This is a genomic window from Streptomyces sp. NPDC052079 (assembly GCF_040680275.1).
In the GTDB taxonomy this organism is placed as follows: domain Bacteria; phylum Actinomycetota; class Actinomycetes; order Streptomycetales; family Streptomycetaceae; genus Streptomyces.
This window is the reverse complement of sequence record NZ_JBFAWL010000031.1, coordinates 1-23,164: the sequence shown is the minus strand read 5'-3', so window position 1 is coordinate 23,164 and position 23,164 is coordinate 1. Positions and strand designations below refer to the sequence as shown.

The following is a 23,164-nucleotide window of genomic DNA, read 5'->3' as shown; positions in this document are numbered from 1 at the left end:
GGATCGTTCAACGATCCTCTACCTTGCTGCGCACGGCACGGCTCACTTCTTCCCGCACCCTCCGTCCTCCCTCTGCGAGGTGCCCATGAGCACGACCCCTCCACCGAAGGCCCCGACCGACGAACCACCCCCCGTGGCGCCCGAAGGCACGGCAGACGACGGGGCATTGGGCTGGCTGCGCGCGCTGGGGCCGCGCGGCCGACGCGCCTTCGGCGGCGCGTTCGGCGGCTATGCCCTGGACTCGTACGACTACTTCACGCTGCCGCTGACCATGGTCGCGCTGTCGGCGTACTTCGGCCTGGACAGCGGCCAGACGGGCCTGCTGACGACCGTCACCCTGGTGGTCTCGGCGGTCGGCGGCGCCCTCGCGGGTGTGCTGGCGGACCGCATCGGCCGGGTGAAGGCGCTGCTGCTGACCGTGATCACGTACGCGGTGTTCACCGTGGCGTGCGGCTTCTCGCCCAACTACGAGACGCTGCTGGTGTTCCGGGCGCTTCAGGGACTCGGCTTCGGCGGTGAGTGGGCGGTCGGCGCCATCCTGGTCGCCGAGTACGCGAGCGCCCGGCACCGCGGCCGTACCCTCGGCGCGGTGCAGAGCTCCTGGGCCGTGGGCTGGGCGCTGGCCGTGATCGTGTACACGATGGTCTTCTCACTGCTGGACGACGACCTGGCCTGGCGCGTGATGTTCTGGACCGGCGCGCTGCCGGCGCTGCTTGTCGTGTGGGTACGGCGCAGTGTGCGGGACGCGCCCGAGGCGGCCGCCGCGCGGGAGAAGAGCACCCGGAAGGGCTCGTTCTCGGCGATCTTCCAGCCGGACCGGCCCGGATCGGCCGGGCTGCTGCGCACCACGCTGTTCGCTGTGCTGCTGTCCACCGGGGTCCAGGGCGGCTACTACACGCTCGCCACGTGGGTGCCGACGTATCTGAAGACGGAGCGCGATCTGTCGGTCGTGGGCACCGGCGGCTATCTGGCCTTTCTGATCTCGGGTGCCTTCACCGGGTATCTGACCGGCGGCTATCTCACCGACCGGCTGGGCCGCCGGCGCAACATCTGGCTGTTCGCCCTGCTCTCGGCGGTGTGCATCCTGGCGTACACGAACCTCCCCAGCGGCGCCAACACCCTGGTTCTGGTGCTCGGTTTCCCGCTCGGGTTCTGCATGTCGGCCATCTTCAGCGGCTTCGGCTCCTACCTGAGCGAGCTGTACCCGGCAGCGGTGCGCGGCACGGGACAGGGCTTCACGTACAACACCGGGCGTGCCGTGGGCGCCGTCTTCCCCACGACGGTCGGCTTCCTGGCCGACAGCTGGGGCGTGGGCGGGGCGCTGGTGTTTGGAGCGATCGGCTACGGCCTCGCGGCGCTGGCGCTGCTGGGGCTGCCGGAGACGCGTGGGAAGGAGCTGGAGTGAACCACGGCGACGACGCCACGCCGACCGTCATGGACGACCGCCCCGTGACCCTGGCCGACGGCCGCGCGCACGCGTGGACCCCGCGCGCGGCGCGCGCCCGCTTCCGGGAGGGCCTGTCGGGTCCCACGGCGGGTGTGGCCGCGGGACACACGCAGGCCAACCTGATCTCGGTCCCCGCCGACTGGGCATACGAGATGCTGCTGTTCTGCCAGCGCAACCCCAAGCCCTGCCCGGTCCTGGACGTCACCGACGCCGGGGCCGTGACCACCGTCCTGGCCGACGGCGCCGACCTGCGCACCGACCTGCCGCGCTACCGGGTGTGGGAACACGGAAAGCTGGTGGACGAGCCGACGGACGTGCGGGCGCACTGGCGCGCCGATCTGGTGTCGTTCCTGATCGGCTGCAGCTTCACCTTCGAGTGGGCGCTGTCGGCGGCGGGAGTTCCCGTCCGGCACGTCGAGCAGGGCCGCAACGTCCCCATGTACGTGACGAGTTGGCAGTGCCGTCCGGCGGGGCGGCTGAGCGGGCCGATGGTGGTGTCCATGCGGCCGGTACCGCCCGGGCTGCTCTCGGCGGCGATCCGGGAGAGCAGCCTGCTCCCGGCCGTGCACGGCGGTCCCGTGCACTGCGGCGACCCCTTCGGGCTGGGCATCGACGACCTCGGCCGTCCGGACTTCGGCGACCCGGTGGACTTCGAGCCGGACGACATCCCGGTGTTCTGGGCCTGTGGAGTGACCCCGCAGGCCGCGGTCATGGCCTCCCGGCCGCCGTTCGCCGTCACGCACGCACCGGGTCAGATGTTCGTCAGCGACGCCCGGGACGAACAGTTCCGCGTGGCATGACGCAACCGCGCGCACGAACAACGGAACCGCGCGCACGAACAGGAGACACGACGCACTCATGACCTCGATCGACCTGAACGCCGACCTCGGCGAGGGCTTCGGCCGTTGGCGGCTCACCGACGACGAGCGGCTGCTGTCCGTCGTCACCAGCGCCAATGTGGCCTGCGGCTTCCACGCCGGGGACGCGGCCACCATGCGCCGGGTGTGCGAACTCGCCGCCGAGCGCGGGGTGCGGATCGGCGCCCACGTCTCCTACCGGGACCTGGCGGGGTTCGGGCGCCGCGCGATGGACGTGCCGTCCGCCGAGCTGGCGGCCGAGGTGGCCTATCAGATCGGAGCCCTGGAGGTGTTCGCCCGCGCGGCGGGCGCTCGCGTGGCCTACGTCAAACCGCACGGAGCGCTGTACAACCGGGTCGTGCGGGACCAGGAGCAGGCCCGCGCGGTGGTCGACGGGGTGGTCCTCGCGGACGCCACGCTGCCCCTGCTCGCCATGCCCGGCTCCCGTCTGCTGGAGCTGGCAGGGAAGGCGGGTCTGCCCGTGGTGTCCGAGGCGTTCGCCGACCGGGCGTACACGGACGAGGGCACGCTGGTGCCCCGTCGTGAGGAGGGCTCGGTGGTCACCGACGCGGCGTCCGTCGTGGCCCGCTCGGTGGAACTCGCCCGGTACGGGGAGGTGGACGCGCTGTCGGGGCGACGTGTCGAGGTGCGGGCGCGCTCGCTGTGCCTGCACGGCGACACGCCCGGCGCGGTGGATCTGGCGCGCCGGGTGCGTGCCGCGCTGGAGACGTCCGGGGTCAAAGTCGAGGCCTTCGCATGAGAGTGCTGCCCGTCGGCGAGAACGCCCTGCTCGTCGAGGTCTCCTCGGGGGGCGAGGCGCAGGCGCTCCACGCGGAACTGCTGCGGCGCCGCGCGGAGGGCACGTTGCGGGCCGGCGAGATCGTCCCGGCGGCACGCACCGTGCTGCTCGACGGCCTGCCCGAGCCCGCCCGGCTGGCCGCCGAACTGACCGCCCTCCAACTGCCGCCCGTACCCCCGCGCGCGACGGAGACGGTCGAGATCCCGGTGCGGTACGACGGCCCGGACCTCGCCGATGTCGCCGCGCACTGGGGCGTCTCCGCGCGGGAGGTGGCCCGTGTCCACGCGGGCGTCGAGTTCCGTGTCGCGTTCTGCGGATTCGCGCCCGGCTTCGGCTACCTCACCGGTCTGCCGGCGCGCTACGCCGTGCCCCGCCGGCCGACCCCGCGCACCGCCGTCCCCGCAGGATCGGTGGCCCTCGCCGGACCCTATACGGGTGTGTACCCGCGGTCCTCGCCGGGCGGCTGGCAGCTGATCGGCACGACCGACCTCGTGCTGTGGGACCACGCGCGCGTGCCGGCGGCGCTGCTGTCCCCCGGCACGCGCGTGCGCTTCGTCCCGGTGGCAGCGCAGGAGCCGGCGGCATGACGGACCGTGCGCTTGCCGTCGTCCGCGCGGGGGCCCTGACCACCGTGCAGGACCGGGGCCGCCCTGGCCATGCCCACCTCGGGGTGCCCCGCTCCGGGGCGCTGGACGGGCCCGCCGCGGCGCTCGCCAACCGGCTGGCGGGCAACGCGCCGGACGCGGCCGTCCTGGAGACGACCCTCAACGGCTGCTCCGTACGCCCCCGTTCGACGGTCACGGTGGCGGTCACCGGGGCGCCCTGTCCCGTCGCCGTGGACGGCCGTCCAGTCGCCTGGGGCGCACCGGTACGGGTGCGTGCGGGGTCCGTGCTCGACGTCGGGACGGCGGTGCGCGGGGTACGTGCCTATGTGGCCGTCTCCGGCGGGATCGCCGTCGAACCGGTGCTCGGCAGCCGCTCGACCGACCTGCTCTCGGGTCTCGGCCCGGCCCCCCTCACGGACGGTGCGGTGCTCCCCCTCGGGGCCCCGCGCGAGGGTCGTGCGCGCGCGGAGGTCGCCCCGCAGCCGGGGCCCCCGTCGGAGCTCGTGCTGCGCGTGACCCCGGGTCCGCGCGACGACTGGTTCACCCCGGGGGCCCTGCGCCTCCTGACGTCCCGCACGTACCACGTGTCCCCTGCGAGCAACCGCATCGGACTGCGCACGACCGGACCGGCCCTGGAACGGGCCAGGGCGGACGAGCTCCCCAGCGAGGGCCTGGTGCTGGGCGCCGTCCAGGTACCGCCGGACGGCACGCCGGTGGTCTTCCTGGCCGATCATCCGACGACCGGCGGCTACCCGGTGATCGCCGTCGTCCGCCCCTCCGACCTCCCGGCCGCCGCCCAGGCCCGCCCCGGCACCCCGATCCGCTTCGTCGCCGTACGCCGCCGCTGAGGATCCCCGGCGCAGGTGCGCAGGCCCGGCCCGGGTGCTCGTGCCCCGCGCGGTGACGCGCGTTCGGTCGGCGGTCAGGGCAAGCGCTTGCGGCGGACCACTGCAGGCTCGCGCACTGAGTAGGCGCGGGGCTCGCTTCGTCGAGCGGGGGCAGATCGCAACACTGCGGATGCACCGGCAAAACGGCCGAACGACCGCCTCACCGCCGCTCACGTTCCTACGGGGCACACCCGGCGGGATCGATCCGGCGGACGGCAACGGCGGGCAGACCCAGCGCGTGCGCCGGGAAGGCCCTGCACGTGCACCCAGGCGCAGACCAGGACGAGGCCCAGCACGCGCGCCCGACCGTCGGCCCAGCTCGTACGCCGGGAAAAGGCCCGGCACGCGCACCCAGCCGCAGACCACCACGGGCCCCAGGACGAGGCCAAGCCCCAGGCCCACCGCGTACACCGGGAGAAGGCCCAGCACGCAAAGCCCAGGCGCAGACCCACCAAGGGCCCCACCACGGGCCCCAGCACGAGCCCAGCACGCAAGCCCAACCGCAGGCCCAACGCGTACGCCGGGAAACGGCCCAGCACGCGCGCCCGAGCACAGGCCCAACGCGTACGCCGGGAAAAGGGCCCAGCACGCGACCCCAGGCGCAGACCCACCAAGGGCCCCACCACGGGCCCCAGCACGAGCCCAGCATGCGAGCCCAACCGTAGGCCCGGCGCGTACGCCGGGGGAAGGCCCAGCACGCAAAGCCCAGGCGCAGACCAGCACGAGCCCCGGGGACAGCTACGGCGCGGGCTCCGGGGTCAGAGCGCTGCGGCCCCGGGCAGATTCAGGGCGGGCCCCGGGGTCAGAGCCCTGCAGCCGCGGGCAGATTCAGGGCGGGCCCCGGGGTGGGCCGGCACGTGTGCCGGGGGATCACACGGCGGTTTCCTTGGGGCCGATGCGGTTCCGTACGGCGGTCTGCACCTCGGCCTCCTCGGCCGGGTCGGCGGCGAGCCGGTGCAGACGGTCGATGACCCGGGTGTCACCGGTCTCGGCGTGCCGGGCGGCGATCTCGCGGGTGGTCTCCTCGCAGTCCCACAGGCACTCGACGGCGAAGCCCGTGCCGAAGGACGGATCGGTGGCGGCGAGGGCGCGGGCGGCCCTGCCGCGCAGGTGGGAGGAGGCGGTCTCGCGGTAGATATGGCGGAGCACGGGGGCGGCGCAGGCGATGCCGAGACGGCCGGCACCGTCGACGAGGGTCCACAGGGTGGGGGCGTCGGGCCCGTCCCCGCGCACCGCCTCCCGGAGCGCGGCCAGGACCAGGTCACGGTCCTGGAGGCCGCCCCGGCAGGCGAGGACCCGGCCGGCGGCGGCACCCAGCGGATCGGGCCGGCGGGCCCAGCCGCGCGCCCGGTCGACGGCGGCGAGACTGCGCATGCGTTCGAAGGCGTCGACGGCGGCTTCCACGACGGGCGTGGAGCCGGTGGCCACGGCACGTTCGATCAGCGCCAGGGCGTCGGGATCGTTGTGGTCGGCCAGGTACCGCAGGGCGGTGCAGCGGGCTCCCTCGGTGCCGTCCTCGGCGGCCCGTACGATCTCGGGCCGGTCCTCCGGGCCCGCCACGGCACCGAGACACCGGGCGGCCGGGACATGGAGCGCGGCGCCGCGTTCGATGCCTTGCTGGGCCCAGTCGAACACCGCTCGCACGCTCCAGCCGGGGCGCGGGCCGCTGGGGCGCATCTGGCGCTGCCAGCGGTCGAAACAGCCGGCCTCCTGGGCGGCACGCACGCGTGTGGCGATGGATGGGCGCGGATCGTCGGCCCACAGCCGCCAGGGCCGTGGTTCGAAGGCGTCGCGGACGGTGGCGGCGAGCTCCGCCTCGCCCTCGGCGTCGGTGGTGAACCGCGCGAGGACCGGTGCGGCCAGGGCGCGCAGGCCCGCGTCGTCGTCCCTGAGCGCCAGTTCGTCCAGGGCCCAGGCCCAGTTGGTCCCGTGGGCGGCGTACCTGCGCAACAGGTCGAGGGCGTCCCGCCGGCCGTAGGAGGCGAGATGGCCGAGGACGGCGAGGGCGAGTCCGGTGCGTGACTCGTCGCTGTCGAGGATGTCCTCGGGGTCGAAGAGGTGGGACTCGATGGCGTCCAGTTCGCCGTGCAGATCGAGATAGAGGCGGGCGTAGTAGAGGGAGCGGTTCTCCACCTGCCAGTCGTGGCGCGGGTCGCGCAGCACACAGTGGTTCAGCGCCGCGAGCGCTTCGGAGCGCGGGGCGGTGAGCGCGTGCAGCGTGCCGTCGCCGCGGCCCCGCTGGAGCAGGCCGAGCAGCGTACCGCTGGGCGCTATGACCGGATCGAACATGGGAAACAGCCTCACATCAAGCGTCGACGCAACCGGGGACGTGCATTACCTGGCCGCGTGACAACACGTCGGTGCGCCCGCCGTTTCCTGCTTGCTGTAGACCATCTCTCTCTGCCTCTCGTCGGTGGCCCATGCGGACCGCATCACGGCCCGCGCGGTGCGGCAACACCTGCCCAGCCATCGCGTCCGTGAATCACGTCGTCATGATGACCCGGCGGTCACATCTACCGCGACCGAAATTTCGGCGGCCCTGTACCGCCTCCCCCGTTTTCCGTGTCTTCGCTGGTCGGAGCGGGTCGCTCAGCGCTCGCCGAACAGCTCCAGCAGTTCCGTACGGCCGAACATCCGGGCCGTGTCGACGGCCGAGGGGGTGCCCGCGGACGGATCGGCGCCGCCCTTCAGCAGGGCTTCGATCACCTCGGTCTCACCCTTGAAGACCGCCCCCGCGAGTGGTGTCTGGCCCCGGTCGTTGACGCGGTCGGCGTCGGCCCCGCGCCCGAGCAGCGCCCGCACCGCCTCGGCGTGACCGTGGTAGGCGGCGAGCATGACGAGCGAGTCGCCGCGGTCGTTGGTGAGGTCGGCAGGCACACCCGCGTCGACATAGGCGACGAGCTCCTCGGTCCGGCCACGCCTGGCCAGGTCGAAGATCTTGGTCGCCAGCTCCACGACCTCGGGGTCGGGGGCTTCAGTCATTGCCGGACCGCCTCTCACTGCACATTGCTTCACGCATCGGGGACAGGGCGTACGTCTGCGAGCGGTGCAGAGCCGTACGGGTGAAACGCCAGCGTACTGGCTCGCGCGGCACATGACCTGATGCGCCGGAGGTAAGGATCATGGCAGGTCCGAACGGGGGTAATCAACGAAAATCCACCCAGTTGCACCTTTTATCGTATAGATACATTCTGTGATCCTGGAAGTACTCATGGTGACTGTCCCCGCGAACCAGGAGAACTCACATGATCATCTCGATCTCATGCGTGGTGCTGCTCGGCGTTGTCGTCTTCATTTTCTTCCGCAAGGACGGACTGAAGGCGTCGCATGCCCTGGTGGCGATGCTGTTCGGCTTCTATCTGGCCAGCACGGCCATCGCGCCCAGCATCAAGGCGGGCGGCGAAAGCCTGGCCGGCCTCCTGGGCGGCTTCAAATTCTGACCCGCCCTCGACCACGCCCCGCCCGCCCGTACGACCCTCTGGAGACAGCAGTGGCCCGGCGCCCCCTCCCCCGCATTCTGAGCAACGGCAGCGGACAGCTCGCCCGGAGCCGGGAGCTGGCCAAGGCGGCGGCCGACAGCGCCACGGATGTCCTCCACCCGCTGATCACCATCACGCGCGGTCTGCGCCGGCTGGCCTCGGCCGGGCGGCGCAGGTGGGCCGACACGCCGAAGGACTGGCGCGGTGCGCTGCTCTTCCTCGCAGCGTCGGTGGTGCTGGTCGTGGCGCTCGCGCCGTACGGCCCGCTGCTCGCCGTCGTCGGTCTGATGGCGGCGGCGGCCTGGCAGGGCCGGGACCGCGCCACGGCGGCCAACGGGCCGGACCCGTCCCAGGCCCAGCGCCTGAGGTCGCTCTACGAGGCTCTGGTCCCGTACTTCTCGACCGCCAAGGACCCGCAACCGCTCTACGCCCACGGCGGCGACTGGGGGAAGGTCTTCTCCGAATACGAGTTCGACGGCAACGGCCGCATCACGCACCTGGTGATCGCGTACCCCGCCTACTTCACCGACGGCGAGCCGGAGTCCCGCGCGCGGATCGAGCATCTGCTCGGCGCCAAGTCGGGGCGGGGCCGCGAGTACCACTTCGGGTGGGACCAGGAGGGCAACCAGCTCACCGTCCGCGTCCTCGCACCCTTGCCCACGGACATCGCCGCGCAGCCCTTCGTCACGGCCCCCGGAGAGACGGTCCTCGGCTTCACCGACCCCATCCGGGTGCAGCGGACGCTGCCGCTCACGCACGGCGTGTTCGGTGATGAGCAGCGCGACGTGCCGCCCGTTGTCTGGCGCACCGGCATCCGCTCGACCGAGCCCCATCTGCTGGCCGTCGGCCAGCCGGGCAGCGGCACTTCCACGCTGCTGCGCTCCATCGCCCTGCAGGCCCTGCACCACGGCGACGTGGTGATCGTCGACGGCGGGGGCACCGGCGAGTACGCGTGCCTCACCGGCCGGGACGGCGTGCTGGCCGTCGAGTGCGGGCCGGCGGGCGCGCTCACGAGTCTGGAGTGGGCCGCGCAGGAGACGGAACGCCGGCTGATCGCCGCGAACCGGGCCCATCAGGCCGGGGACCCACCGCCGGAGGACACCAGACGCCCCCTGTGGCTGCTGCTGGACCGGCCGAGCGCGTTCACGCACCTGGCCGACGGGGACGGCCGCAAGGACCCCCAGTCGCTGCTCCAGGTCCCGCTGCGGCACGGCCGCCCGGCGAACGTCACCGTGGTCGTCGCTGAACAGTTCGACAGCCTGGACGCCCTCAGCGATCCGGTACGGCAGCACACGCGCGCGCGTGTCGTCCTCGGCCCCGCGACGGCGGAGCAGCTGACGGCCGTCCTGGGCGCTCCTCCGCACATCACTCCGGTCGACCAGGTCCCGCCGGGACGCGGGTACGCCCGCCTGGGTGCGGGGCCGGTGCACCGCCTCCAGGTTCCGGCGACGCCGAACCCGTACGACGACGCGACCAGCGACGCCCACCGGCAGGCGGTCATGGACCTGCTGCCGCCCCGGACGACACCGGCGGACGAGGAGCCGGAGCGGCTGGAGGCGGAGGCGGCGGAACCGGGGGCGGCGCCCGCGGAGTCCGTACGCCTGGACAAGGTGACGACGGAGAAGCTGCCCGCCGAGGCCGGAGGGCCCGCGGGGCGTGCGGCGGGCGACGTCGTCACCGCCGAACCCGTCTCCGAAGAGACCGTACCCGCCGAAGCGGCGGTCGCCGAGTCCTCCTGAGCCCGACCCGGCCGGGGCGGCACCACGCCGTGCCGTGCCACTCCCGCGCCGGGGCCGGCCAGAACCGACCCGGCCGGGGCCCCGGCGGCGGACGCGCCACCCAGGGAACGCGGGTGTCGCACACGCCCGTGGCATGCAAGGGGCAGGCCCGCCAGGGTCCCGGTGCAACGCAAGCTGGTGCGGCGGGCGTCCATCCGCCCCCGTGCACGCCGTCTGCGGCGCCAGAGGAGGCGGGCCTTCTGGCCCAGGTCCCGGGACTGACGCGCTGACCGGGTGGTGGCGGTGCCCCGGCCCGGGCGCGCTGTCCCAGACGCAGACGCGGGGCGAGCCCGCCGCCCCGAGCCCCGGTACCACGCACGCTCCCACCCGGGAGCCGCCCGTCTCCGCACGACCGTGGTACCGGGCCCGGACGAGACCGCTCCCCTCAAGCCGGGGGCGGAGGCGAGCCCGCCGCCCCGAGCCCCGGTACCACGCACGCTCCCACCCGGGCGCCGCCCGTCTCCGCACGACCGTGGTACCGGGCCCGGACGACACCGCTCCCGTCGAGCGGCGGGCGGACGGCCATGGTCCCCTCGGCTCGCGCTACGCCACGAACGTGCCGGGTGCCTCCGCGCCCAGCGTCCCGCCGGACTCCACCACCCGGGCCGCCGCGGCCAGCCGTACCGCCGCTTCCTCCGCAACGGCGCCGCCCACGGTGAACGGCAGCCGCACATAGCCCTCGAACGCCCCGTCGACTCCGAAGCGGGGTCCGGACGGCACCCGCACGCCGACCCGCTCCCCTGCCTCGGCCAGCCGCGAGCCGGAGAGCCCGCCGGTGCGCACCCACAGCGTGAGCCCGCCCCGCGGTACCTCGAACTCCCAGTCGGGCAGCTCCCGCCGCACCGCGCTCACCAGTTCGTCGCGGTTCTGCCGGGCCTGGGCACGCCGGATCTCCACCGCCCGCTCCCAGCCCTCCGTACCGAACAGCCAGTTCACGGCGAGCTGTTCCAGCACCGGCGTGCCCATATCGGCGTACGCGCGGGCGGCGACGAGGCTGCGGATGACATCCGGTGCCGCGCGGACCCAGCCGATACGCATCCCGGCCCAGAAGGCCTTGCTCGCCGAGCCGACCGTGATCACCGTGGACCCGGCCGGGTCGAAGGCGCACACTCGGCGGGGCATCTCCACGTCCGGGTCGAGCCACAGCTCGGTCATCGTCTCGTCGGCGACCAGCACCGTCCCGGCCGAACGGGCCGCGTCCACCAGTTTGCGCCGCTGGTCCTCGTCGGCCAGCGCACCGGTCGGGTTGTGGAAGTCGGCGACGACGTACGCGATGCGGGGAGCCGCCTCACGCAGCACCTGGCGCCAGCGGTCCATGTCCCAGCCGGTCAGGCCCTCGGCCATCGCGACGGGCACGAGCCGCGCGCCGGCCTCCCGCATCAGCTGCAGGATGTTGGCGTAGGACGGCGACTCGACGGCGATCCGTTCACCACGCCCGCCGAAGAGGTGGCAGATGGCATCGATCGCGCCCATCGCACCGGTCGTCACCATGATCTGCTCGGGCATGGTCGGGATGCCCCGCGCGGTGTAGCGGTCCGCGATCATCGACCGAAGCGCGGGAAGCCCGGCGGGATAGTCGCCGTGCGTGTGTGCGTACGGGGGGAGTTCCTCCAGGGCGCCCTGGACGGCCCGGGTGAGCCAGGGTTCGGGAGCGGGGAGTGCGGCGCAGCCGAGGTCGATCATGGAGCCGAGGGCCTCGGGCGGCAGCGGTTCCAGTCCCCGCGAGGGGACCGGGTTGCCCGCCGGGACCGCGGTCCAGCTGCCCGCGCCGCGCCGTGACTCCAGGAAGCCCTCGGCGCGCAGCGCCTCGTAGGCGGCGGCGACGGTGGTGCGGCTGACGGACAGCGCGAGCGCCAGTTCCCGCTCGGCGGGCAGCCGCGCGGCGACCGGCACCCGCCCCTCGAGCACCAGCAGGCGGACGCCGTCGGCGAGCGCGCGGTAGGCGGGCGGGCGCCGGGTTCCGGGGCCGGCCGGACGGTCCTGCTGGGAGTTGAGCAGCCGCGCGAGCTGTGCCGCACCTACTGCCGAAGTCCACTGTGCCATGATAATCAGTCCACCTTCCCCGGATTGGCCATGGATGGCATGACCAGTCACGCCACAGGGTGTCACGCATCGGTCCACTTCCACCACAGGGGGGCACGTTTTGGCCAGGTACTCGTCCCGGCACGGGCATCTCACACGCCGGCTGTTCCAGCTGTACGCGGGGCTGGCGCTGTACGGCGCGAGTTCGGCGCTGCTGGTGCGGTCCGGGCTCGGTCTCGAACCCTGGAACGTGCTGCACCAGGGCCTGTCCGAGCGGACCGGGCTGTCGATGGGTGTGGTGCTGACCATCACGGGTGCGGCCGTGCTGCTGCTGTGGATCCCGCTGCGCCAGCGGCCCGGGCTGGGCACCGTCTCCAACGTCCTGGTGATCGGCGCGGCGATGGACGCGACGCTGGCCGTGGTGCCGGACGCGCAGGCCATGGTCGTACGGGTGTCCCTGATGGTGGCGGGCATCGTGCTGAACGGGGCGGCGACCGGGCTGTACATCGCGGCGCGCTTCGGGCCCGGCCCGCGCGACGGCCTGATGACGGGGCTGAACCGGCGCACGGGGGTGTCCGTCCGTCTGGTCCGTACGGCCATCGAGATCACGGTGGTGGTGACCGGCTTCCTCCTCGGCGGCACCGTGGGTGTGGGCACCCTGCTGTACGCGGTGAGCATCGGCCCGCTCGCCCAGCTGTTCCTGCGGGTCTTCGCCGTCCCCTCGGCATCCGAGGGCAGCCAGGTCGTTGCCGGTGGGCGGCCGCGGCGCGCGATACTGCGTCCGTGAGCCCTCGGATACGCCACCCCTATCTCGACCATCCCGGCCCCCTCGCCTTCGCCCACCGGGGCGGGGCCGCGGACGGCCTGGAGAACACCGTGCGGCAGTTCCGGTGTGCCGTCGAGGCGGGCTACCGGTACATCGAGACCGATGTGCACGCCACGCGCGACGGCGGGCTCGTCGCCTTCCACGACGCGACGCTCGACCGGGTGACGGACGGCGCGGGGCGGATCGCCGACCTGCCCTGGCGTGACGTGGCGCACGCGCGCGTGGCGGGCCAGGAACCGATCCCCCTGTTCGAGGAGCTCCTGGAGACCTTCCCCGAGACGCGCTGGAACATCGACGTCAAGGCCGAGCCGGCCCTGTTGCCCCTGCTCGACCTGATGAAGCGCACCGACGCGTGGGACCGGATCTGTGTCGGCTCGTTCTCCGAGGCCCGCGTGGTGCGGGCACAGCGGCTCGCCGGACCGCGGCTGGCGACGTCGTACGGCACCCGGGGTGTGCTGAACCTCCGGCTGCGGTCGTGGGGGATACCGGCCGCGCTGCGCCGGTCGGCCGTCGCCGCCCAGGTGCCCGAGGTGCAGTCGGGCGTGCGGGTGGTGGACCACCGCTTCGTGCGGGCGGCCCATGCGCGCGGGCTGCAGATTCATGTGTGGACCGTGAACGAACCCGAGCGGATGCACCGCCTCCTGGACCTCGGAGTGGATGGCATCATGACCGATCACATCGACACACTGCGCAAGGTCATGGAGGACCGCGGCATCTGGGTCTGAGACCCCCGCACCCCGTCGCCTCGGCGCGTTCACGGGGAAGCGAGGCGCGGGTGGACACCGACACCCTGCGGTCACCGGCGGGCGACGAGACCGCCGGCCGGCGACGCGAACAGCGCGGCTGGTACGTCTACGACTGGGCATGCTCCGTGTACTCCACGAGCGTGCTCACCGTGTTCCTCGGCCCTTATCTGACGTCGGTCGCCGAGGCGGCGGCGGACGCGGACGGGTTCGTCCACCCGCTGGGCGTCCCGGTGCGCGCGGGATCCTTCTTCGCGTACGCGGTCTCCCTGTCGGTGATCCTGGCCGTGCTGGTGATGCCGCTGGTGGGTGCCGCCGCCGACCGCACGGGCCGGAAGAAGCCCCTGCTCGCGGCCGCGGCCTACACGGGGGCGGCGGCCACGGCGGGCATGTTCTTCCTCGACGGCGAGCGCTATCTGCTCGGCGGTGTGCTGCTGGTCGTGGCGAACGCGGCGCAGTCCGTGGCGATGATGCTCTACAACTCCTACCTTCCGCAGATCGCCCCGCCCGAGGAGCGCGACGCGGTCTCCTCGCGCGGATGGGCCTTCGGCTACGCGGCCGGGGCACTGGTCCTCGTCCTGAACCTCCTCCTCTACAACGGTCACGACAGCTTCGGGGTCTCCGAGGGCATGGCGGTGCGCATCTGCCTGGCCTCGGCCGGCCTGTGGTGGGGCGCCTTCGCGCTGGTGCCGCTGCGCCGGCTGCGCGACCGCCGCGCTCCCGCGCGGGAGGCCGCCCTGCCGGGCTTCCGGCAGCTCGCGGCGACCGTCCGCGACATGCGCCGGCACCCGCTGACGCTCGCCTTCCTGCTGGCGTACCTCGTCTACAACGACGGCATCCAGACGGTGATCTCCCAGGCCTCGGTGTACGGGTCGAAGGAGCTGGGGCTCGGACAGTCGACGCTGATCGTCGCCGTGCTGCTGGTGCAGGTGCTGGCGGTGGCGGGCGCGCTGGCGCTGGGCCGGATGGCCCGGCGGTACGGCGCGAAACGCACGATCCTGGGCTCGCTGGTGGCCTGGACCGTGACCCTGGGCGCGGGGTACTTCCTGCCGGCCGGCGCGCCCGTGTGGTTCTTCGTGCTGGCCGCCGGCATCGGCCTGGTCCTCGGGGGAAGCCAGGCCCTGTCCCGCTCGCTCTTCTCCCACCTGGTACCGCCGGGCAAGGAGGCCGAATACTTCTCCGCCTATGAGCTGAGCGACCGCGGGATGAGCTGGCTAGGACCGCTGCTGTTCGGGCTCACCTACCAGCTCACGGGCAGCTACCGGGACGCAATCATCTCGTTGGTGGGCTTCTTCGTCCTGGGATTCGCGCTGCTCGCGCGGGTGCCGGTGCGGCGGGCGATCGCCGACGCGGGCAACGCGGTTCCCGAACGGATTTAGTACTCGGCACGAAAGGGCGGTAGTGTACGCGTTTGGCCTGCCAGGCGTACCGTTACTGCGCGTCAAAGATGCCGAAACGCTGTGTGACATCTGCTATCAGATGTGACAAACCGGGCGTCGGTGGGTACTGCAATGGTTGACAAGGCTGCGGCTACGACGGCGACGCAGGACCCGGAACGGGACACGGAACGGGAATCTTTACCGCCGACCGGACGTTGACCGGATGACGACGACAGCGACACCTGTCCTGTGGGCGACAAGCCCGGGAGGCACGATTCATGAGTGAGCGAGCTCTTCGCGGCACGCGCCTCGTGGTGACCAGCTACGAGACGGACCGCGGCATCGACCTGGCCCCGCGCCAGGCCGTGGAGTACGCATGCGAGAAGGGGCACCGCTTCGAGATGCCCTTCTCGGTCGAGGCGGAGATCCCGCCGGAGTGGGAGTGCAAGGTCTGCGGTGCCCAGGCGCTCCTGGTGGACGGCGACGGCCCGGAGGAGAAGAAGGCCAAGCCGGCGCGTACGCATTGGGACATGCTGATGGAGCGGCGCACCCGAGAGGAGCTCGAAGAGGTCCTCGAGGAGCGTCTCGCCGTTCTGCGTTCCGGTGCCATGAACATCGCGGTTCACCCTCGGGACAGCCGAAAGTCGGCTTGATCCCCGGCGGAGGCCGGCGCGGAAGCACCATCGCACAGCGGTAACAGGACCGTGGGCGCCGAACATGTTCGGCGCCCACGGTCCTGTTCGCGTGCGTTCGCCGCGGCGGGTCGGCGGGAGCTAGCGGGTCAGCGGCGGGCGCGGGCCCTGCGGGGCGTCGCCGTCGGTGCTTCCGGGCTCGTCGCGGATGACCTCGCCCTGGACGACCTTGCCGTCGGGCCGGTGGATATGGGCCTGCTGGAAGGCGTCGCCCAGTGAGCCGTGCGCGGCCTCACGGAGCTTGCGCTCGAAGGTGCGCTCGGCATAGCGGCTCACGGCTTTCTGGACCGGCGGCACCAGCAGAAGCAGCCCCAGCGCGTCCGAGACGAGGCCGGGGATGATCAGGAGCAGGCCGCCCAGCATCATCAGGCCGTTGCCCTCGCTGTTCGGCCGGGCCGCCTCGGGTGCCATGCCGCTCTGCTGCTGTTGCAGCGTCTCGGTGAGGTTCTTGAAGGCCCGCCTGCCGGCCCGCTTGATGACGATCGAGCCGAGGACCAGACCGGCCATCAGGACGAGGAAGACCACCAGGCCGTTCGACGCCCCGGCGACCACCGTGAGCAGCCAGATCTCCAGAACGAACCACGCGGCGACGGCGAGCGGCAGAACACCGCGCAGCCGGGAGCGCCGGGGCCGGACGGGATGCGGGGTCTGAGCGCCAGTCGTCATGGTCCCAGTGTGCCTGGGCCCGGCTCAGAGCGGTATAAACGGGCGGTCGCAAGGCTGTCGGCGTCCTGCCGTACGCCTACGCTTCGGTCTGGCCCTCCGGCTCGGAGCGCTTTGTCGCCGACCGGACCTGCCGCTCGACGTCCGGCTCGGGCCGCTTGTGGTCGCCGCGTCCCAGGACCTTGCCGACGCGCTCCCGCACCCCCCACGCCGTGACCCGCCACAGCGCCTCGACGAGGATGTCGCGGCTCATCTTCGAGTCCCCGAGCTCGCGTTCGACAAAAGTGATCGGCACCTCGACGACGTGGCAGCCCGCCTTGACCGCGCGGCGGGCCAGGTCGACCTGGAAGCAGTACCCCTGGGAGGCCACCTCTTCCAGGCCGAGTCCCTCCAGGGTCTCGCGGCGGAACGCGCGGAAGCCGCCGGTGATGTCACGCAGCGGGAGATCGAGCGCCATCCGCGAGTAGAAACTGCCCCCGCGCGAGATGAACTCGCGGGACTTCGGCCAGTTCACCACCCGGCCGCCGGGCACCCAGCGGGAACCGAGCACGAGGTCGGCGCCCTTGAGGGCGGTCAGCAGACGGGGCAGTTCCTCGGGCTGGTGGGAACCGTCGGCGTCCATCTCGACCAGTACGCCGTAGCCATGCTCCATGCCCCAGCGGAACCCGGCGAGGTAGGCAGCGCCCAGGCCTTCCTTGCCCTTGCGGTGCAGCACCTGGACGTGGTCGTCCTCGGCGGCCAGCTCGTCGGCGAGCTTGCCCGTGCCGTCGGGGCTGTTGTCGTCGGCCACGAGGACGTGCGCCTCGGGGACGGACTCGCGCACCCGGCCCACGATTGCCTTGATGTTCTCCGCCTCGTTATAGGTCGGGATGATCACCAAAGCCGTACCGAGCGGGCCGAAGTTCCGCCCCTGGGATCCCGCCTCGAGGGTCCCGTCGCCGTCGTCCACTGCTGCCCCTTCACGTCCTGTGCGCAGGGTCCCACCATAGTCGTCGGGCTCTGCGGCGACGCGACAGGACGTTCGTATGGCGGTGTCGTTCCCCGAAGATCGGGTAGCCATACGTTTTTCGGCCGCGCCGCGGGGCGGCGTCGCGGGGTACGGCAGCGGATGGGGGCCCGGCGCTCTTCGGGCCGGCCTGGGATCCGCCGGCTGCGGATCGACCTGAAGCCGTTGTCTACTGAGCGCCCGGGCCCCACCCGGGGTCACACCTCCCCGGCCGTCTGGAACGTTCCCTCGGTACGGCGCCGACGCTGAGCCTGGCTCCCAGTGGCGGTGCCCCGGTGCGGCACACCGTCCCTGACCCAGCGGCGCTGACCCGAGTGGCCGGAAGTTCCCCGGTCGGGCGTCCGGTGGTGGACCCGGCCGAACCTACCGGCCCCCTGCCGCCGCCTGTCAACAGTCGTTTGACCTGCGTAATGTGGTTCAAATGCCTGGTCAGCGGCGAGGATGCGCAGGTCGCGAACGAGCGGCGCGGCGCATGATCGTCACCGCGCCCACCTCGTAGATCACTCGCCCGGCCGTACGAAGACCGTGCGCCCGCCGACCACCGTGCGCAGGCAGACGGGCAGGTCACGGCCAGGAGTGAGGTCGGGCAGACCCGGGGTGCCGGAGCGGGGGTCGGTGGACCAGCGGGCCACCCGGTCGTCGGGTGCCTGGACGACGAGTTCGCCAGTGCGCCAGACGGCGTAGTCGGCGGGTGCGCCGGGCACCAGGACGCCCGCGTCGTCACGTCCGACGGCGCGCCAGCCGCCGCGCGTGTGGGCGGTGAAGGCGGCGCGGACGGAGACACGGTGCTCCGGAGTGCGGTGGAAGGCCGCGGCGCGGACCGTGCCCCACGGGTCGAGGGGGGTGACCGGGCTGTCGGAGCCGAAGGCGAGCGGGACTCCGGCCCGCAGCAGCGCCGCGAACGGGTTGAGGGTGCGCGCCCGCTCCGCGCCCAGGCGCCGGGCGTACATGCCCGCCTCGCCGCCCCACAGCGCGTCGAAAGCGGGCTGGACGGAGGCGGTCAGGCCGAGTTCGGCGAAGGCGGCGATGGTCTCGGGGGTGAGCATCTCGGCGTGCTCGACGCGGTGCCGGGCGGCGCGGACGCGGGCGAGGCCGACCTTCTCGGCGGCGGCACGGACGCCGTCGGCGACGGCGCTCACCGCGGCGTCGCCGATGGCGTGGAAGCCCGCCTGCATGCCCGCCTCGGTGCACTCGACGACGTGGGCGGCCACCGCGGCGGCATCCAGGTGGGCGGTACCCGTGTGGCCGGCGTCGGCGTACGGCTCGTGCAGGCAGGCGGTGTGCGAGCCGAGGGCGCCGTCGGCGAACAGATCACCGGCGGCACCGATCGCGCCCAGCTCGCGGGCCTTGGCGACGTTCTGTTCGGCCCAGTAGCCGACGACGCGCGGACCGGTTTTGTCGGCGGCGAGCCGCAGTAGCCCGGTGAAGTCGTCCTCGGAGGAGATCTCCGGTCCGCCGCACTCGTGGACCGTGCCGATGCCGAAGGACACGGCGTGGGCGAGGGCGGCCCGCTGGGCCTCGGCGCGCTGGGCCGGCGTGACGGCGCCCAGTGCGGCGGCGCGTACCGCGTGGTGGTCGTCGCCGGTGAGCGGGCCGTCCTCGCGGGTGACGGCGGCCGGGACGAGGTCGAGCAGCGCGGTGGTGACGACCGCGGAGTGCACGTCGATCCGGCTGAGGTAGAGGGGGCGGCCGCCGGTGGCCTCGTCGAGTTCCGCGCGGGTCGGGGGGCGGCCGCCGGGCCAGCGGGCTGCGTCCCAGCCGTGGCCGAGCAGCACGCGGTCGTGCGGGCGGGCGGCGGCGAACTCGCGTACGCGGGCTAGTGCGGCCTCCAGGGAGGGTGCGCCGGACAGGTCGAGACCGGTGAGGGCGAGGCCGGTGGCGGTGGTGTGAACGTGCGCGTCCGTGAACGCGGGGGTGACGAGCGCACCGTCGAGGTCGATCACCTCGTCGACCCCGTCCGCGAAGGCGTCGGCGGCGCCCTCGGAGCCGACCCAGGCGACCTGGCCGCGCTCGACGACCATCGCGGTGGCGAAGGGGTCGGCGGGGCTGTGGACCTCTCCGCGGCGAAGCAGGACGGTGTGCGGCGGGGCGGTGCGTTCACTCATGCCCACAGTGTCCCGCGTCCGGCGGGGCGCGCAGTACGCGGGTTCGACGGCGAGCCCCGTGTGGGTGCGGGCCGGGGGGTGTCTGCGCAGCCCGGCGCAGGCGGGGTGCGCAAACCACCCCCGGCCCACACCCACGCGGTCAGCGTTCAGGCGCCGGGCTGCGCGACCTACCCCCGGCCGGCACCCGCGCCGGCGCGTGTGACCGGGCCTGTTCAGATGCGCGGTGGGCGGGACTCGTATGGGGTGGAGAGGACTACCGTCGTGCGGGTCGAGACGCCGGCCAGGGAGCGTACCCGGGCGAGGAGTTCCTCCAGTTCGTGCGGTGTGGACACGCGCACCTTGAGGATGTAGTTCTCGTCGCCCGCCACACTGTGGCACGCCTCGATCTCGGGCACGCCCGCAAGGCGGTCCGCGATGTCGTCGGGGGCGCTGGGGTCGAAGGGTTTGACCGAGATGAACGCCGTCATGGGCAGGCCGACGGCCTCCGGGTCGACGACCGCGGCGTAGCCGCGGATGACGCCACGCTGCTCCAGCCGCCGCACCCGCTGGTGCACCGCCGACGTGGACAGGCCCGTGGCCTTGCCCAGGTCTGTGTAGCTCATCCGCCCGTCCTTGACGAGCAGCTGCACGATCTGTCGGTCCAGCTCCTCCATGCCGCAAGAACCTACAGTGCACGTGATCTCCTCGGATACCTGAGCGAGAGCCCGGAGTCGCCGCGCGGGGCACCTGCGAGCGGCATGTGACGAACGCCACAGCCTTCGGACGGTCTCCGTGATGTTCTCGTGATTACGCCCCGAGGCCGACGGGAAGTGCTTGCTGTGGTCGAGGCCGCAGCGCCTTCACGGCCCAGCCCGAGGGGGAGAACCCAATGCAGAGTCTTAAGCGCCATGGTCGTACCACGTCCAAGCGGCAGCAGCCGGTCGTCACGCCCGAGCCGGAGTACGTCGAACCCGACACCCTGGACGACGAATCCGACGCGTACGACACCTTCGAGATGTACCGGGTGATCTGCCCGGACTGCGCACAGCCCATCGCCCTGCTGGCGGACGAGGATGTCCTGCCGGAGCACGCGCTGTGCGCTTCGCCGTGGAACCCGTTCGGACTCACCGTCTGTGCCGGTACCGGCCGCCGGGCCTCCGAGGCGCGGCCGGCGGACGAGTCCGTCGGGCCCCAGGAGCAGGACACCGCCCTGCTGTTGACGCTCCCTCAGGGACTCAACTGGCGCACCCAGCCGTTCTCGCACGTCGGCGGCCCGGGGTCGCGCCCGATCAGGGTCCCGTCGATGCGGCGCCACGCCGCCTGAGCACACGCGGAGGAGGGTGGCACCGTGCGTCACCCTCCTCCGCCGTACGGGACGGCCGTGAACTCACGCCCTATTCCGGCGTTCGGTGACCCGTCCGGTCGCTCCCGCGTTGCCCAGGTATGACGACCCCCACGTACTCGACGACCGGGCGTCAACGCCGTGTCTTCGTGCCGCCTCCCATGGAAGCGGCCGCACCCGCCCCGCCCCAGCTCCCGGATCCGCCGATCTACCGCGAGCTCATGCGGACCTGGGCCGACCGGGGCCGCACGCTGCCCGGGCGGCACGACCCGGAGTGGACCCGGCTCGCCGCGCCCTGGCGGGGGCTCGGTCAGTTCAGCGCGTCTCCGGCCCCGCGAGGTGGCGGGCGATGACCATGCGCTGGATCTGATTGGTGCCCTCGACGATCTGCAGCACCTTGGCCTCGCGCATATAGCGCTCGGCGGGGAAGTCCGCGGTGTAGCCGTAGCCGCCGAGGATCTGCACGGCGTCGGTGGTGACCCGCATGGCCGTGTCGGTGCAGTGCAGCTTGGCCATGGCGGCCTGCTTGGCGAACGGCCGTCCCGCGTCGCGGAGCCGGGCCGCCGCCAGATACAGCGCGCGTCCGGCCTCGATCTGTGTGGCCATGTCGGCGAGCATGAAGCGCAGCCCCTGGAAGTCGGCGATGGGCTTGCCGAACTGCCGCCGCTCGGTCGCGTACGCGACCGCCGCGTCGAGCGCCGCCTGGGCCAGGCCGATGGCGCAGGCGGCGATGCCGAGCCGACCGCCATCCAGGGCCGACAGGGCGATCGCGAAGCCCTGCCCCTCCTCGCCGATGCGCCGGGTGTCGGGGATCCGGACCCCGTCGAAGTGGACCTGGGCGGTGGGCGAGCCCTTCATCCCCATCTTCTTTTCCGGCACGGCGGCGCTGAGCCCCTCCGCGTCGCCGGGCACGAGGAACGCGGTGATCCCCCGCGGGCCGTCCTCGCCGGTGCGGGCCATGACCGTGTAGAAGTCGGCGATGCCCCCGTGGGTGATCCAGGCCTTGGTGCCGGTGATCACCCATGCGTCGCCGTCCCGCACGGCCTTGGTGCGCAGCGAGGCCGCGTCCGAGCCGGAGGCGGGCTCGGAGAGGCAGTAGGCGCCGAGCAGGCCGCCGTCGAACATCGCGTTGAGGCGCTCCGCCTGCTGCTCCTTGGAACCGAAGGCGGCGAGCGCGTAACAGGCCAGGGTGTGCACGCTGACGCTCAGCCCGACGGTGAGGCGGGCGATGGCGAGTTCCTCGAGGACCTGGAGGTAGACCTCGTAGGGCTGGTCGCCGCCGCCGTATTCGGTGTCGTAGGGCAGACCCAGCAGGCCCAGCTCGGAGAGCCGGGTGAAGAGCTCGCGGGGGAAGCGTCCCGCGTCCTCCTCCTCGGCCGCCCTGGGGGCGATCTCGTGCTGCGCGATGTCGCGGACGAGCGAGATGAGGTCCCGGGCCTCGTCCGTGGGCAGTTGCCGGTCCACCGGCTGCGGGGCGCGGTCGGGCATGGCGACGCTCTCCTCCCTGTTCGGGCACATCGGCGTGCGCCTTGGGTGGGGGCGGCTCCGCCGGGTCGTATGGGTGCCTCGCCGATGCTCGCAGTCCCGGGTCGCGGAAGCTGCTGACCAGCGGCTGTGCGCTGTGAGTATGCCCGATCGGCGGCATCGAGTCACCAGTTAACGACCGCTCACCGAAGATACCTTCGCCCCAGCCTCCGCCCGTCCGCATTGGTCCGCACCATTGACCAACTGGTCTAGTCCTCCTAGGGTTTGGCTCCAGTCAGCCCCTGAAGCGTGCAGGGGGCGGGGGTTCCACGGGCGAAATTCCCGCCGCGTGGATGACTTCGGCGCTGCAACTGCGCGTGGTCGCCGACAACTACCGCGCCGGCGCGCTGCAGGCGCCGGTGATCGGCGCCGATAGCCAGGCACTGATCCGGGCGCTGCCGTTCTACCTGTTCGGCACCACCCCGGACAATTCCTTCCCGCTCTCGCAAACCGGCACGGCGCCGCAGGACGCGGTGGACGAGCTGTACGCCAAGTGGCCGATGGCGAGCGTGGTGGTGAGCAACCATCCGGCGCGCGCGGCGATCTGGCCGACCCTGGTGATGCCGCCGCAGGACGGCAAGCCCGCGTTCCTGCGTCGCGCCCGCGACGCGCGAGGCGATGGCGACGGGTTCAAGATCCTCGGCGTGGTGTTGAACCTGCTTCGCAATATGCTCGATGCCAACGGCGAAGCCCCGGGCCGGGTGCAGTACTACGCACCGACGATCATGCGCGACCTCAACGGCGTCGACTTCGTCGAAGGCGCCGGCCTGGGCGGTTTCTCGGTCGGCTCCGGCGGAGCGGGCTACTCGGGCGTCTTCATCCACGAACAGGGCCACGCTATGGGCTCGCCGCACCAGGGAACCGCCTACCTGGAGGGGCGATATCCCTACCTGGCCGGCGGCCTGGCGGGTTCGGTGTGGGGCTACGACCAGAACAAGCGCCGGTTCCAGGGGCCGTTCGTGCCGACGTCCGCTTCCAGCTACAAGGGCTGCCGCGGCGATACCTATGAACGACGCCTTCGACGCCGCGGT

General features: G+C 72.6%; 21 protein-coding genes. 13 read left to right on the top strand and 8 right to left on the bottom strand.

Annotation, left to right across the window (positions count from 1 at the left end):
* The first annotated feature begins 85 nt into the window (after window positions 1-85).
* The 5 genes from AB0L56_RS29090 to AB0L56_RS29070 are packed head-to-tail and all read left to right on the top strand — an operon-like array spanning window position 86 to window position 4,556.
* Window positions 86-1,405, top strand: a complete 1,320-nt coding sequence (locus tag AB0L56_RS29090; protein WP_365428447.1) for an MFS transporter — start codon at window positions 86-88, stop codon at window positions 1,403-1,405.
* Between the two features lie 29 nt (window positions 1,406-1,434).
* Window positions 1,435-2,247 carry a putative hydro-lyase gene (locus tag AB0L56_RS29085; RefSeq protein ID WP_365428497.1) on the top strand — a complete coding sequence of 271 codons (813 nt, stop codon included), beginning with the start codon at window positions 1,435-1,437 and terminating at the stop codon, window positions 2,245-2,247.
* Between the two features lie 58 nt (window positions 2,248-2,305).
* Window positions 2,306-3,064 (top strand): 5-oxoprolinase subunit PxpA, encoded by a 759-nt coding sequence (locus AB0L56_RS29080; RefSeq protein ID WP_365428444.1) that lies wholly within the window; start codon window positions 2,306-2,308, stop codon window positions 3,062-3,064.
* Window positions 3,061-3,690 carry an allophanate hydrolase subunit 1 gene (locus AB0L56_RS29075; RefSeq protein ID WP_365428441.1) on the top strand — a complete coding sequence of 210 codons (630 nt, stop codon included), beginning with the start codon at window positions 3,061-3,063 and terminating at the stop codon, window positions 3,688-3,690. Before AB0L56_RS29080 ends, AB0L56_RS29075 begins: the two co-directional genes overlap by 4 nt.
* Window positions 3,687-4,556, top strand: coding sequence for a biotin-dependent carboxyltransferase family protein (locus tag AB0L56_RS29070; RefSeq protein ID WP_365428438.1), 870 nt, complete (start codon window positions 3,687-3,689; stop codon window positions 4,554-4,556). Before AB0L56_RS29075 ends, AB0L56_RS29070 begins: the two co-directional genes overlap by 4 nt.
* Before the next feature lie 909 nt (window positions 4,557-5,465).
* On the opposite strand, the gene AB0L56_RS29065 is transcribed toward AB0L56_RS29070, so the two are convergent.
* Window positions 5,466-6,884 (bottom strand): HEAT repeat domain-containing protein, encoded by a 1,419-nt coding sequence (locus AB0L56_RS29065; protein ID WP_365428435.1) that lies wholly within the window; start codon window positions 6,882-6,884, stop codon window positions 5,466-5,468.
* A gap of 300 nt (window positions 6,885-7,184) precedes the next feature.
* Window positions 7,185-7,577, bottom strand: a complete 393-nt coding sequence (locus AB0L56_RS29060) for an ankyrin repeat domain-containing protein (protein ID WP_361033440.1) — start codon at window positions 7,575-7,577, stop codon at window positions 7,185-7,187.
* A 263-nt stretch (window positions 7,578-7,840) separates the two neighbouring features.
* Here AB0L56_RS29060 and AB0L56_RS29055 point away from each other — a divergent pair, with 263 nt between their 5' ends.
* Window positions 7,841-8,035 carry a hypothetical protein gene (locus AB0L56_RS29055; protein ID WP_030832645.1) on the top strand — a complete coding sequence of 65 codons (195 nt, stop codon included), beginning with the start codon at window positions 7,841-7,843 and terminating at the stop codon, window positions 8,033-8,035.
* Window positions 8,036-8,085: 50 nt separating this feature from the next.
* Entirely contained in the window at window positions 8,086-9,813 is a 1,728-nt protein-coding gene (locus AB0L56_RS29050) for a hypothetical protein (protein ID WP_365428430.1), read from the top strand.
* A 582-nt stretch (window positions 9,814-10,395) separates the two neighbouring features.
* Here the strand turns inward: AB0L56_RS29050 and AB0L56_RS29045 are convergent.
* Entirely contained in the window at window positions 10,396-11,895 is a 1,500-nt protein-coding gene (locus AB0L56_RS29045; protein ID WP_361033434.1) for a PLP-dependent aminotransferase family protein, read from the bottom strand.
* 100 nt (window positions 11,896-11,995) lie between these two features.
* On the opposite strand from AB0L56_RS29045, the gene AB0L56_RS29040 reads away from it, so the two are divergent.
* The 4 genes from AB0L56_RS29040 to AB0L56_RS29025 all read left to right on the top strand — a co-directional run bounded on the left by AB0L56_RS29040 (window position 11,996) and on the right by AB0L56_RS29025 (window position 15,475).
* Window positions 11,996-12,661: a hypothetical protein gene (locus AB0L56_RS29040; RefSeq protein ID WP_365428426.1), complete on the top strand. Its 666-nt coding sequence runs from the start codon at window positions 11,996-11,998 to the stop codon at window positions 12,659-12,661.
* Entirely contained in the window at window positions 12,658-13,425 is a 768-nt protein-coding gene (locus tag AB0L56_RS29035; protein WP_361033428.1) for a glycerophosphodiester phosphodiesterase, read from the top strand. The genes AB0L56_RS29040 and AB0L56_RS29035 overlap by 4 nt, the downstream gene beginning before the upstream one ends.
* Before the next feature lie 50 nt (window positions 13,426-13,475).
* Window positions 13,476-14,822 carry an MFS transporter gene (locus AB0L56_RS29030; protein ID WP_365428422.1) on the top strand — a complete coding sequence of 449 codons (1,347 nt, stop codon included), beginning with the start codon at window positions 13,476-13,478 and terminating at the stop codon, window positions 14,820-14,822.
* 278 nt (window positions 14,823-15,100) lie between these two features.
* A complete protein-coding gene (locus AB0L56_RS29025) occupies window positions 15,101-15,475 on the top strand; it encodes an RNA polymerase-binding protein RbpA (RefSeq protein WP_003977404.1) in 375 nt (124 codons plus the stop codon).
* Between the two features lie 120 nt (window positions 15,476-15,595).
* On the opposite strand, the gene fxsA is transcribed toward AB0L56_RS29025, so the two are convergent.
* The 4 genes from fxsA to AB0L56_RS29005 form a co-directional block, all read right to left on the bottom strand.
* Complete coding sequence (gene fxsA, locus AB0L56_RS29020) at window positions 15,596-16,180, bottom strand: FxsA family membrane protein (protein WP_361033422.1); 585 nt, start codon at window positions 16,178-16,180, stop codon at window positions 15,596-15,598.
* Window positions 16,181-16,256: 76 nt separating this feature from the next.
* On the bottom strand, window positions 16,257-17,126 hold the full coding sequence (locus tag AB0L56_RS29015; RefSeq protein WP_365428418.1) for a polyprenol monophosphomannose synthase: 870 nt from the start codon (window positions 17,124-17,126) through the stop codon (window positions 16,257-16,259).
* Between the two features lie 557 nt (window positions 17,127-17,683).
* Complete coding sequence (locus AB0L56_RS29010) at window positions 17,684-19,288, bottom strand: amidohydrolase (protein ID WP_365428415.1); 1,605 nt, start codon at window positions 19,286-19,288, stop codon at window positions 17,684-17,686.
* Window positions 19,289-19,500: 212 nt separating this feature from the next.
* Window positions 19,501-19,941: an Lrp/AsnC family transcriptional regulator gene (locus AB0L56_RS29005; RefSeq protein WP_142196567.1), complete on the bottom strand. Its 441-nt coding sequence runs from the start codon at window positions 19,939-19,941 to the stop codon at window positions 19,501-19,503.
* Window positions 19,942-20,156: 215 nt separating this feature from the next.
* Here AB0L56_RS29005 and AB0L56_RS29000 point away from each other — a divergent pair, with 215 nt between their 5' ends.
* A complete protein-coding gene (locus AB0L56_RS29000) occupies window positions 20,157-20,591 on the top strand; it encodes a hypothetical protein (protein ID WP_365428412.1) in 435 nt (144 codons plus the stop codon).
* 333 nt (window positions 20,592-20,924) lie between these two features.
* On the opposite strand, the gene AB0L56_RS28995 is transcribed toward AB0L56_RS29000, so the two are convergent.
* Entirely contained in the window at window positions 20,925-22,097 is a 1,173-nt protein-coding gene (locus AB0L56_RS28995) for an acyl-CoA dehydrogenase family protein (RefSeq protein WP_361033410.1), read from the bottom strand.
* A gap of 278 nt (window positions 22,098-22,375) precedes the next feature.
* Here AB0L56_RS28995 and AB0L56_RS28990 point away from each other — a divergent pair.
* Window positions 22,376-23,164 (top strand): M66 family metalloprotease (locus AB0L56_RS28990; protein ID WP_365428494.1); only part of this gene is annotated, 789 nt, incomplete at its 3' end.

What these genes read in the sequence shown, in the direction of transcription:
- AB0L56_RS29090 (WP_365428447.1), top strand. Translation starts at nt 86, where the DNA reads ATGAGCACGACCCCTCCACCGAAGGCCCCGACCGACGAACCACCCCCC.
- AB0L56_RS29085 (WP_365428497.1), top strand. Translation starts at nt 1,435, where the DNA reads ATGGACGACCGCCCCGTGACCCTGGCCGACGGCCGCGCGCACGCGTGG.
- AB0L56_RS29080 (WP_365428444.1), top strand. Translation starts at nt 2,306, where the DNA reads ATGACCTCGATCGACCTGAACGCCGACCTCGGCGAGGGCTTCGGCCGT.
- AB0L56_RS29075 (WP_365428441.1), top strand. Translation starts at nt 3,061, where the DNA reads ATGAGAGTGCTGCCCGTCGGCGAGAACGCCCTGCTCGTCGAGGTCTCC.
- AB0L56_RS29070 (WP_365428438.1), top strand. Translation starts at nt 3,687, where the DNA reads ATGACGGACCGTGCGCTTGCCGTCGTCCGCGCGGGGGCCCTGACCACC.
- AB0L56_RS29065 (WP_365428435.1), bottom strand. Translation starts at nt 6,884, where the DNA reads ATGTTCGATCCGGTCATAGCGCCCAGCGGTACGCTGCTCGGCCTGCTC.
- AB0L56_RS29060 (WP_361033440.1), bottom strand. Translation starts at nt 7,577, where the DNA reads ATGACTGAAGCCCCCGACCCCGAGGTCGTGGAGCTGGCGACCAAGATC.
- AB0L56_RS29055 (WP_030832645.1), top strand. Translation starts at nt 7,841, where the DNA reads ATGATCATCTCGATCTCATGCGTGGTGCTGCTCGGCGTTGTCGTCTTC.
- AB0L56_RS29045 (WP_361033434.1), bottom strand. Translation starts at nt 11,895, where the DNA reads ATGGCACAGTGGACTTCGGCAGTAGGTGCGGCACAGCTCGCGCGGCTG.
- AB0L56_RS29025 (WP_003977404.1), top strand. Translation starts at nt 15,101, where the DNA reads ATGAGTGAGCGAGCTCTTCGCGGCACGCGCCTCGTGGTGACCAGCTAC.
- fxsA (WP_361033422.1), bottom strand. Translation starts at nt 16,180, where the DNA reads ATGACGACTGGCGCTCAGACCCCGCATCCCGTCCGGCCCCGGCGCTCC.
- AB0L56_RS29010 (WP_365428415.1), bottom strand. Translation starts at nt 19,288, where the DNA reads ATGAGTGAACGCACCGCCCCGCCGCACACCGTCCTGCTTCGCCGCGGA.
- AB0L56_RS29005 (WP_142196567.1), bottom strand. Translation starts at nt 19,941, where the DNA reads ATGGAGGAGCTGGACCGACAGATCGTGCAGCTGCTCGTCAAGGACGGG.
- AB0L56_RS29000 (WP_365428412.1), top strand. Translation starts at nt 20,157, where the DNA reads ATGCAGAGTCTTAAGCGCCATGGTCGTACCACGTCCAAGCGGCAGCAG.
- AB0L56_RS28995 (WP_361033410.1), bottom strand. Translation starts at nt 22,097, where the DNA reads ATGCCCGACCGCGCCCCGCAGCCGGTGGACCGGCAACTGCCCACGGAC.